Source organism: Ruegeria sp. YKSF070 (assembly GCF_059612725.1).
Window position 1 is genome coordinate 19,972 of the sequence record NZ_JBXWRD010000051.1, and the last position, 8,214, is coordinate 28,185.

Consider the following 8,214-nt stretch of genomic DNA (forward strand, 5'->3'; position numbering starts at 1 on the left):
CCGATTTCCGCGACCGCTCGTCGCCTGATGCAAGGCACCAACGCCTTGCATTGCGCAGAGAATGGCAGGCCGGACCCGACCCTCCGTCGGATAGATTTGCGCGAACCGTTTTTGAGACAGCCAGCTAGACCGGCCCGATTATCTGCCTTACCAATCAATCATGGACAATGAACGGGTATCCCGACGCCTTTCTGCCATTCTGGCCGCTGATATCGTCGGATATTCGCGGCTGATGGCCGAGGATGAATCCGCAACGCTGAACGCGCTGAACCGGCACCGGCGCGAGGTGTTCGACCCCTGCGTGTCCCGCAACAATGGCCGCATCGTCAAGCTGATGGGCGACGGCGCGCTTGTTGAATTCCTGAGCGTATCCAACGCCGTGCAATGCGCCACCGAGATCCAGCAAACCATGGTCAACCTGGACGAGTCCGGGGGTATCTCCCTCAGGATCGGCGTCAACTTGGGCGACGTCATCCTGCAGGATGAAGACATCTTTGGCGATGGCGTGAACGTTGCCAGTCGGCTGGAGCAGTTGGCACAGCCGGGCGGGGTTTGCGTCTCTTCGGTGGTGCAGGAAAGCGTTGGCGGTCGTCTTGGGATCACCTTTCAGGACGGCGGGCAGGTCTCGGTCAAGAATATCGACCGCGCCTTGCGCGTCTATCATTGGCATCCGCAGGATGCCCCGCCCCCGCCAAGGGGAACGGTAAAATCTGAAAAACCGCGCGAACCCGGCTATGCCATCGCGGTTCTGCCGCTGGACAACATGTCGGGCGACCCCGAGCAGGAGTATTTCTCGGACGGGATCAGCGAGGATATCATCACAGACCTGTCCAAGGTGTCGGGCCTGACCGTCATCGCCCGCAACTCCAGTTTCGCCTACAAGGGCAGGTCCATCGACCTGCGGGTGGTCGGGCGCGAGCTGGGTGTCACCCATGTGCTGGAAGGCAGCGTCAGGCGCGCGGGCCAGCGCGTCCGCATCACAGCCCAGCTGATCGACACCAAAGACGGCAGCCATGTCTGGGCCGACCGCTACGACCGGGACCTGACCGATATTTTCGCAGTGCAGGACGAAGTGACGCTGGAAATCGTCAAGGCGCTGAAGGTTTCGCTATCCTCTCGCGAACGCGCGAATATCGCCGATGTCGGCACATCGAATATCGAGGCGCATGAAGATTACATGCGCATGCGCGGCTTCCTGTTCTTTCCCGGCATGAATGCCGAAGGCTGGCGCAAGGCCGTCGCCTATGGCGAGCGCGCGATTGCCCGCGACCCCGGCTATGCCGACGCCTATGGCATGCTGGCCCTCATGCACCTGCTGGACTACCACAACCGCTGGTCCGGCACGCCCTCGGAAGAGGCGATGCAAAAAGCGGACAGCCTCGTGCGGCGCAGCTTGGAGCTTGGCCCAGACAATATCTGGTCCAACAACGCCTATGCCGCCATCGCGCGCTGGCAAGGCAAACTGGACGAAGCGGTTCAGGCGTTGGACAGGGCGATGACCAAAAGCTCGGATTATGCGTTGGGCTGGTTCACAAGGGGTGAGATCGAGATTGCCCAGGGCAGGCTTGACGATGCGATCGAGCATCTCGAACGCGCGATCCGGCTGGATCCGTCGTTTCGGCACCAGTTCATGCAATTCCTTGCCATGGCCCATTTTCTCAAGGGCAGCTTCGAGACTGCGGCGCTGTTTCTGAAGGAACGGGTGTTCTTGGTAAAGGACACCGATATCGGGCGAGCCTGGCTGGCCTCGGCCCTTGGTCACCTGGGCGAGGGGAAAGAGGCCCGCCGCATCTGGCTGGAGATGCTGGAGATCAACCCGTCATTCGATATTCGGACCCGGCTGGCCCGGCTGACCCTGACCGACCCCGCCCACGAGCGGTTGGTTCTGCAAGGCCTGGAACTGGCGGGCCTTTCCGGGGACACTTGATCGCGCGGGGATCGGCCCGGCAAAGAAAAAAGCCCCCGCGTGGGGGCTTCCTCAGAAATTCGCGAAAACCACCGGCGCATGTGTCCGGTGGTTGAACTGGCTCAGGCCAGTTGCAGGTTGGTCGCGCTCTGGCGGCCGTCGCGGCCTTCTTCCAGGTCGAAGGTCACGGCTTGACCGTCATCCAGCGAACGAATGCCGGCGCGTTCAAGTGCGGTGATGTGCACGAACACGTCCTTGGAACCGCCCTCGGGCGCGATGAAGCCGAAGCCTTTAGTTGAGTTGAACCATTTCACAGTGCCATTGGCCATTGTGATGTCTCCATTATGTTTCGTTGCCCGCAGAATGCGACAACCCGGCCTGTCAGTTCGAAATCGAGGACTGTGGCCAAATTGGAGAACAGTAGGTCGAGATAGAAATACGTAGCACGTCTCACATGGTCCCTTGTGGCGCACAAATCAAGGGAATTCGCTTGAAAGCGCAAAAGAATCTCAGGGCGCTGCTGGTCCCCGGCGTTTTGTGGGGTGGAAAGCGGCCTCAGGTCTCCAGCCCATCCAATTGTCCCTGTGGGCTACGGACCGCGCTCGCCAGTGCCTCCGCCAGATGCTGATGTGACGCCGGCAGAACCGGGCAGCGAGAACAGATATTGGGTTGGGGCGCGAGGCTCGCCGCTCGCTGCAGCGCGTCCCTGGCTGCGTCCTCGTCGCCCGCGGCCCGCAGCGCTTGGCCGCGCAAGATATGCATCGCCCGGTCCTTGGGTCGGGTGTCGGCCGCCAGCCGTGCATCTTCTGCGGCCAGATCGTAGCGTCCGCCGCAGTAATAGGCTGCGGCCCGCAGGAAGCGCCGATAGGGGATCATCGGATTGTGAACCTGCCGTTGCAGCAACAGTCCGTACTTTTCTGCGGCCTTGTCGAAATCGCCTTCGGCCATCAGGATATGCGCCTCCAGTTCGTGGTTCTCCGAATAGGCCGGGTTCAGGTCGAGACTGCGTTGCAGATCGGCCCGGGCGCCTGCCACGTCAGACAGGCAATTGATCCGATAGAGGCCCCGGGTCCAGAACACATAGTCGCTCCCCGGGTTCTGTTCGATCGCGGTATCCAGGTCGTCGGCCAGCTGCGCCAGCAGTTCCGGGGGCAAGGTCCTGTAGCGCGCGGCATGGGTCATGATCTCGGCCTCGGCGCGCATCGCCAGGGACACGCCGTCGCGCGGGTTCATCCGGATCGCGCGTTTCATCAGCCGCAGACCGTCGATCCAGTCCTCGTAGGTCAGCCGGTAATAGGCATTGGCCGCCCGCGCCCTCAGCTCCGAGACGCTCAGTTCCTCTTCTGGGATATGGGCCAGGCGGTCACCATCAAAAGCGTTGGTCTGGATGCGCAGGTCGGCCTCGGCGCGCTCCAGCACAACATCGCAGAAATCGAAGATGTCCGTCGTGTCCCGGTCATAGCTTTCGGACCAGACCGGTCGGCCTTCGGAGCGCAGGACCAGTGAAAGGCTCAGACGCCCGCGACCGCCCGCAACCCGTAGCCGGCTTCGAAGGTCGTAAGTGGCGTTTTCCACTGGCCTGTTGGCGGCGTCCAGAACCACGACACCCTGCCGCCGCGACATGCGGATCACCAACTGGTCGTGCAAATCGCCCGCCAGTGCTGCGGTTTCGGCATCCAGCGGGGCGTGTTCGATGGCGGCGACCGCGATCGAGGTGATCTGGTCCGGATCGGCCTTGCGCTGGTGCTTTGGCCGCCATTGGTACAGCCGAACCGGCTGGGCGATGTTCTTCAGCCGGAACGTTCCCGCATCCTTCAACCCGCTTGCGAGCGGGCCTGACAATTGCCGGAACAGATCCTCGGACACCATCAACCCGCCGGGGGGTGCCTCTGCCTCGATCCGCTGGGCGATATTGAGCCCCGATCCATAGAAATCCTCGCCGTCCGACACGATCTCGCCAATATGCGCACCGATACGAAGCTTCAGTTCGGTTTCGGTCTGAAGCTTTGCCTGAAGGCTCATGGCGCAGTCCACGCAGGCCGATACACTGGTGAAGGAAATGATCCACCCATCGCCAAGGCGTTTCAGAACGCGGCCCGCATGAGTTTCGACTGCGGGTTCCAGCAGCTCCAACCGAAGGCTGCGAACCGCCTCGATGGTCTGGTCCTGATCTGTTTCCATCATCGCGGAGTAGCCGACAATGTCGGCAAACATCAGGACGGCAAGCTGGCTGTGCATCGGCGCTCCCTGTTGCGTCGTTCAAGTCTATGGGATCGTGGCCTGCTGTAAAGCTTTCCCGTCCATGGACCGCGCCAAAGCGCCCAGATGCGAGTTCCGCGCTTGTAGAAACGCCAGCAACCGGGCTGGATAACCCTCGGGCGGGGCATCGCGCACCGACGGGCGCGCCGCCACCGCCGCGCGCCAGCGCGCCATGCCGGTGTGATCGGGCATCAGTCCAAACGCGCCCACCGTCTCGAACGTGTCGAGATAGCGGAACACCGTGCCCCAGACTCCGTCGATCATGTGAAACCGTTCGCCCGCGAAAAACGAACCTTGCACTTCGGGCGCCACCCGCGCCAGCCGGTCGCGCAGGGCCTGCCTACGGCTCTCGAAGGTCGCGGCATCGGGGGCGTTATAGAACCCCGAGATCTCGGCCAGCGTGGCCGAGCCATATTCGATCCATGCCCGGTGCCGCGCCTTTTCCAACGCGTCGTCAGGGTGCAGCGAACCGGGGGTGATCTCGTCCAGGTATTCGGCGATCACCTGGCTTTCGAACAGCACCCTGCCGTCGGTTTCCAGCACCGGCACCCGGCCCAGCGGCGACAGGGCGCGGAACCAGTCGGGCTTGTCCGACAGGTCGATATAGCTGCGGTTATGGGCAATGTCCTTTTCGCTCAGCACGATCACCGCGCGCTGCACATAGGGGCACAGGTGATGGCTGATCAGATGCAGGTCGGTCATGGGATCCTCATGTGAATGCAGGTGCATCTACCTGATCTGGGTATTCCCGCTTGAAAGTCAATGCACATGCATTTACTTTCTCCGCATGAGCAAACCCACTCCCGATCCCTTTGCCGTCTGGCTGCCGCTGGCCCGCGCCCACAAGGCGGTGCTCACCCATGTAGAGGCGGCGCTGAAATCGGCGGGCCTGCCGGGGCTCGACCGTTACGACATCCTGTGGGAGCTGGAACAGGCCGGGCCCGATGGCCTGCGCCCCTTCGAATTGCAGGGCCGGCTGCTGCTGCCGCAATATGGCGTGTCGCGGCTGGTTGACCGGCTGGCCCGCGCCGGGCACCTGACCCGCAGCGCTTGTGACGGGGACGGGCGCGGGCAGGTTCTGGTCCTGACGCCCGAAGGCGCGCGGGTGCGCACCGCCATGTGGGCCGTCTATTCCACCGCCATGCACCAGGCCATCGGCGATCACCTCGCCCCGGGCGAGGCGCGCCGCTTGGCGGAACTGCTGAGCAAGCTCACCCACCCCGACGACGCGCCCACCGCGCACCAAGACACTGGACAGGCGGGCCAATCCGCGCCCTAATCCGAATTGGCGCAAGGGAGCGCCGGAGCGGGGAGCCGTCCACATGGCAAGACAGATCGTGGCCATACTCTCGCTTGACGTAGTGGGTTTCACTGCCCGTATGGCCGCGAACCCAGACACCACGATGGCCGAACTCAATCAGATCTTCGAGCAGGTCATCCGCCCAAGTGTGAAGATCGGCAATGGCCGCATCTTCAAGCTGATGGGCGATGGCGCGCTGGTGCGTTTCGGTACCGCGACCGAGGCGATTGCTACCGCGCACGCAATTCAAAAGGCGATGCTGGGCAAGCCGGTGCAACTGCGCGCCGGTGTGCATGTGGGCGACGTCACCATCAATGGCGAGGACGTATTCGGCGACGCGGTCAACATCGCGTCGCGGCTTCAGACCGCCGCCCCGCCCGGTGGCTGCCTCGTCAGCCGCGTGACACGCCAGATCGCGGGCGGCACCGTCGGCATTCCTCTGAAATCCGAAGGCGCGATGAGCCTCAAAGGTCTCTCCGCCCCGCTCGAGGTCCTCTCGCTCGACCTGTCGGGTGCGGATGACCAAGCTGAACGCGCCCGACAGTCGGCGCGGCAGGTGATCCGCTTTACCACCTCGCAGGACGGCACCCGCATCGCCTGGACCGAAACCGGCAAGGGCCGGACGGTGGTCAAGGCGCCCAACTGGGTGCAGCATCTGGAATACGACTGGACGCAGAACCCGATGGATGGATGGCTACCACACCTGAGCAGCCACTATCGGTTGATCCGCTGCGACGGGCGCAACAACGGCTTGTCGGACCGGGGCGTTCAGGATGTGTCGTTCGACCGCTTTGTCGACGATCTGAAAGCGATGTTCGACGCAGCGGGCCTGGAACGGGCGCCTGTATTTGGCGTATCTCTGGGGGCGGCGGTAGCCGCGGCTTTTGCCGCACGACATCCCGATCGGGTGTCCGGGCTGGTGCTGATGAGCGGTTTCGTCAAGGGATTGGGCAAACGCAACCGGCCGCAGGATCTGGCGCTGGGGCACGCGATGATGGACCTGTCCCGGGACAGCTGGGACGACGGGTATCCCTCGGGCAGGCACCTCTTTGCCCAGGCCTTTTTTCCCGAGTCCAGCCCACAGGATCAGGACAGGTACGCCCGTTTCATCAAAATGGCGATGACTCACGAAGATTACCTGCGTGTGGGCACTTCCGTCGATGTGGTCGATATCGAGCCGCTTTTGCCCGACATTCGCTGCCCCGCGCTGGTGCTGCATTCCGACCGCGAGCGGCTGCATTTCAGGGATCAAGGCCAGCGTCTGGCCGCCGGTATCCGCAACGCGCGCTTCGTCAGCCTCGACACCGCCAATAACACCATGCCCGATTACGACCCCGAATGGCCCAAGGCGCTGCGCGAGATCGAGGATTTTCTCTCTACCATTCCCGACGAGACCGCGCCCGGCTGATGCCAGTTTCCGGCATCAGCCCGCTGCACCCCCTTGAACCGGAACAAAAACAGACCAAGATCGGGGGCGAAAGGAATCCCCCCGATGCCCTATGCCCATTCCGACAAGTCCGAGGCGCTGATGCATGCCCCCGCGCCCGAGGTAAAGGCGCGCCCCAAGCTCGAAGGCGGCCGCCGCTTTGTCATGCAGACCGAGTTCCAGCCGGCGGGCGACCAGCCCACCGCCATCGCGGAACTGTCCCAGGGCGTCAACGAGGGCGAGCGCAACCAGGTTCTCTTGGGCGCCACCGGTACGGGCAAGACCTTCACCATGGCCAAGGTGATCGAAGAGACCCAGCGCCCCGCCATCATCCTCGCCCCCAACAAGACACTGGCGGCGCAATTATACGGCGAATTCAAAGGCTTCTTTCCCGATAACGCGGTCGAATATTTCGTCAGCTATTACGACTATTACCAGCCCGAGGCCTATGTGGCGCGCTCGGACACCTACATAGAAAAGGAATCCCAGATCAACGAACAGATCGACCGCATGCGCCACTCGGCCACGCGGGCGCTGCTCGAACGCGACGATGTGATCATCGTCGCCTCGGTCTCGTGCATCTACGGTATCGGCTCCGTCGAGACCTATGGCGCCATGACCCAGGACCTCAAGGTCGGCGGCAATTACGACCAGCGCCACATCATCGGCGATCTCGTCTCCCAGCAATACCGCCGCAACGATCAGGCGTTCCAGCGCGGCAGCTTCCGGGTGCGCGGCGACAGTCTGGAGATCTGGCCCGCCCACCTCGAAGACCGCGCCTGGAAACTGTCGTTCTTCGGCGAGGAGCTGGAGGCGATCACCGAGTTCGATCCCCTTACCGGCCAGAAAACCGACACGTTCGACCAGATCCGCGTCTACGCCAACTCGCACTACGTTACGCCGAAACCAACGATGCAGCAGGCCATCATCGGCATCAAGAAAGAGCTGCGCCAGCGGCTCGACCAGCTGGTGGGTGAGGGCAAGCTCCTGGAGGCGCAACGCCTCGAACAACGCACCAATTTCGATCTGGAAATGCTCGAGGCCACCGGCGTCTGCAACGGAATCGAGAACTATTCCCGCTACCTGACGGGCCGCGCGCCGGGTGAGCCGCCGCCGACGCTGTTTGAATTCATCCCCGACCATGCCATTGTTTTCGCAGACGAATCCCACGTCTCGGTCCCACAGATCGGCGGCATGTACCGGGGCGACTACCGGCGCAAGTTCACGCTGGCTGAACACGGCTTCCGCCTGCCCAGCTGCATGGACAACCGGCCGCTCAAGTTCGAGGAATGGGACGCCATGCGCCCGCAATCGGTCTTTGTC

General features: G+C 62.9%; 7 protein-coding genes. 4 read left to right on the plus strand and 3 right to left on the minus strand.

The annotated features are described in order from the left end of the window. The first annotated feature begins 160 nt into the window (after nt 1–160). Nucleotides 161–1,927 carry an adenylate/guanylate cyclase domain-containing protein gene (locus AC2FL1_RS19505; protein WP_496878022.1) on the plus strand — a complete coding sequence of 589 codons (1,767 nt, stop codon included), beginning with the start codon at nt 161–163 and terminating at the stop codon, nt 1,925–1,927. 101 nt (nt 1,928–2,028) lie between these two features. Here the strand turns inward: AC2FL1_RS19505 and AC2FL1_RS19510 are convergent, their stop codons facing one another. From AC2FL1_RS19510 to AC2FL1_RS19520, 3 genes are all read right to left on the minus strand, one after another. Further along, nucleotides 2,029–2,235, minus strand: coding sequence for a cold-shock protein (locus AC2FL1_RS19510; protein WP_496825482.1), 207 nt, complete (start codon nt 2,233–2,235; stop codon nt 2,029–2,031). A 226-nt stretch (nt 2,236–2,461) separates the two neighbouring features. Beyond that, complete coding sequence (locus AC2FL1_RS19515) at nt 2,462–4,144, minus strand: adenylate/guanylate cyclase domain-containing protein (RefSeq protein ID WP_496878023.1); 1,683 nt, start codon at nt 4,142–4,144, stop codon at nt 2,462–2,464. Between the two features lie 27 nt (nt 4,145–4,171). After that, nucleotides 4,172–4,867, minus strand: a complete 696-nt coding sequence (locus AC2FL1_RS19520; RefSeq protein ID WP_496878024.1) for a glutathione S-transferase family protein — start codon at nt 4,865–4,867, stop codon at nt 4,172–4,174. A gap of 85 nt (nt 4,868–4,952) precedes the next feature. Between AC2FL1_RS19520 and AC2FL1_RS19525 the strand changes: the two genes are divergently transcribed. The 3 genes from AC2FL1_RS19525 to AC2FL1_RS19535 form a co-directional block, all read left to right on the plus strand. After that, nucleotides 4,953–5,444, plus strand: coding sequence for a MarR family winged helix-turn-helix transcriptional regulator (locus AC2FL1_RS19525; RefSeq protein WP_496878025.1), 492 nt, complete (start codon nt 4,953–4,955; stop codon nt 5,442–5,444). Nucleotides 5,445–5,487: 43 nt separating this feature from the next. Next, complete coding sequence (locus AC2FL1_RS19530; RefSeq protein ID WP_496878026.1) at nt 5,488–6,873, plus strand: alpha/beta fold hydrolase; 1,386 nt, start codon at nt 5,488–5,490, stop codon at nt 6,871–6,873. A gap of 84 nt (nt 6,874–6,957) precedes the next feature. Then, a partial coding sequence (locus AC2FL1_RS19535; protein WP_496878027.1) for a DEAD/DEAH box helicase family protein occupies nt 6,958–8,214 on the plus strand: 1,257 nt, incomplete at its 3' end.

Coding starts and splice junctions, on each gene's coding strand:
- AC2FL1_RS19505 (WP_496878022.1), top strand. CDS start 161: ATGGACAATGAACGGGTATCCCGACGCCTTTCTGCCATTCTGGCCGCT.
- AC2FL1_RS19510 (WP_496825482.1), bottom strand. CDS start 2,235: ATGGCCAATGGCACTGTGAAATGGTTCAACTCAACTAAAGGCTTCGGC.
- AC2FL1_RS19530 (WP_496878026.1), top strand. CDS start 5,488: ATGGCAAGACAGATCGTGGCCATACTCTCGCTTGACGTAGTGGGTTTC.
- AC2FL1_RS19515 (WP_496878023.1), bottom strand. CDS start 4,144: ATGCACAGCCAGCTTGCCGTCCTGATGTTTGCCGACATTGTCGGCTAC.
- AC2FL1_RS19520 (WP_496878024.1), bottom strand. CDS start 4,867: ATGACCGACCTGCATCTGATCAGCCATCACCTGTGCCCCTATGTGCAG.
- AC2FL1_RS19525 (WP_496878025.1), top strand. CDS start 4,953: ATGAGCAAACCCACTCCCGATCCCTTTGCCGTCTGGCTGCCGCTGGCC.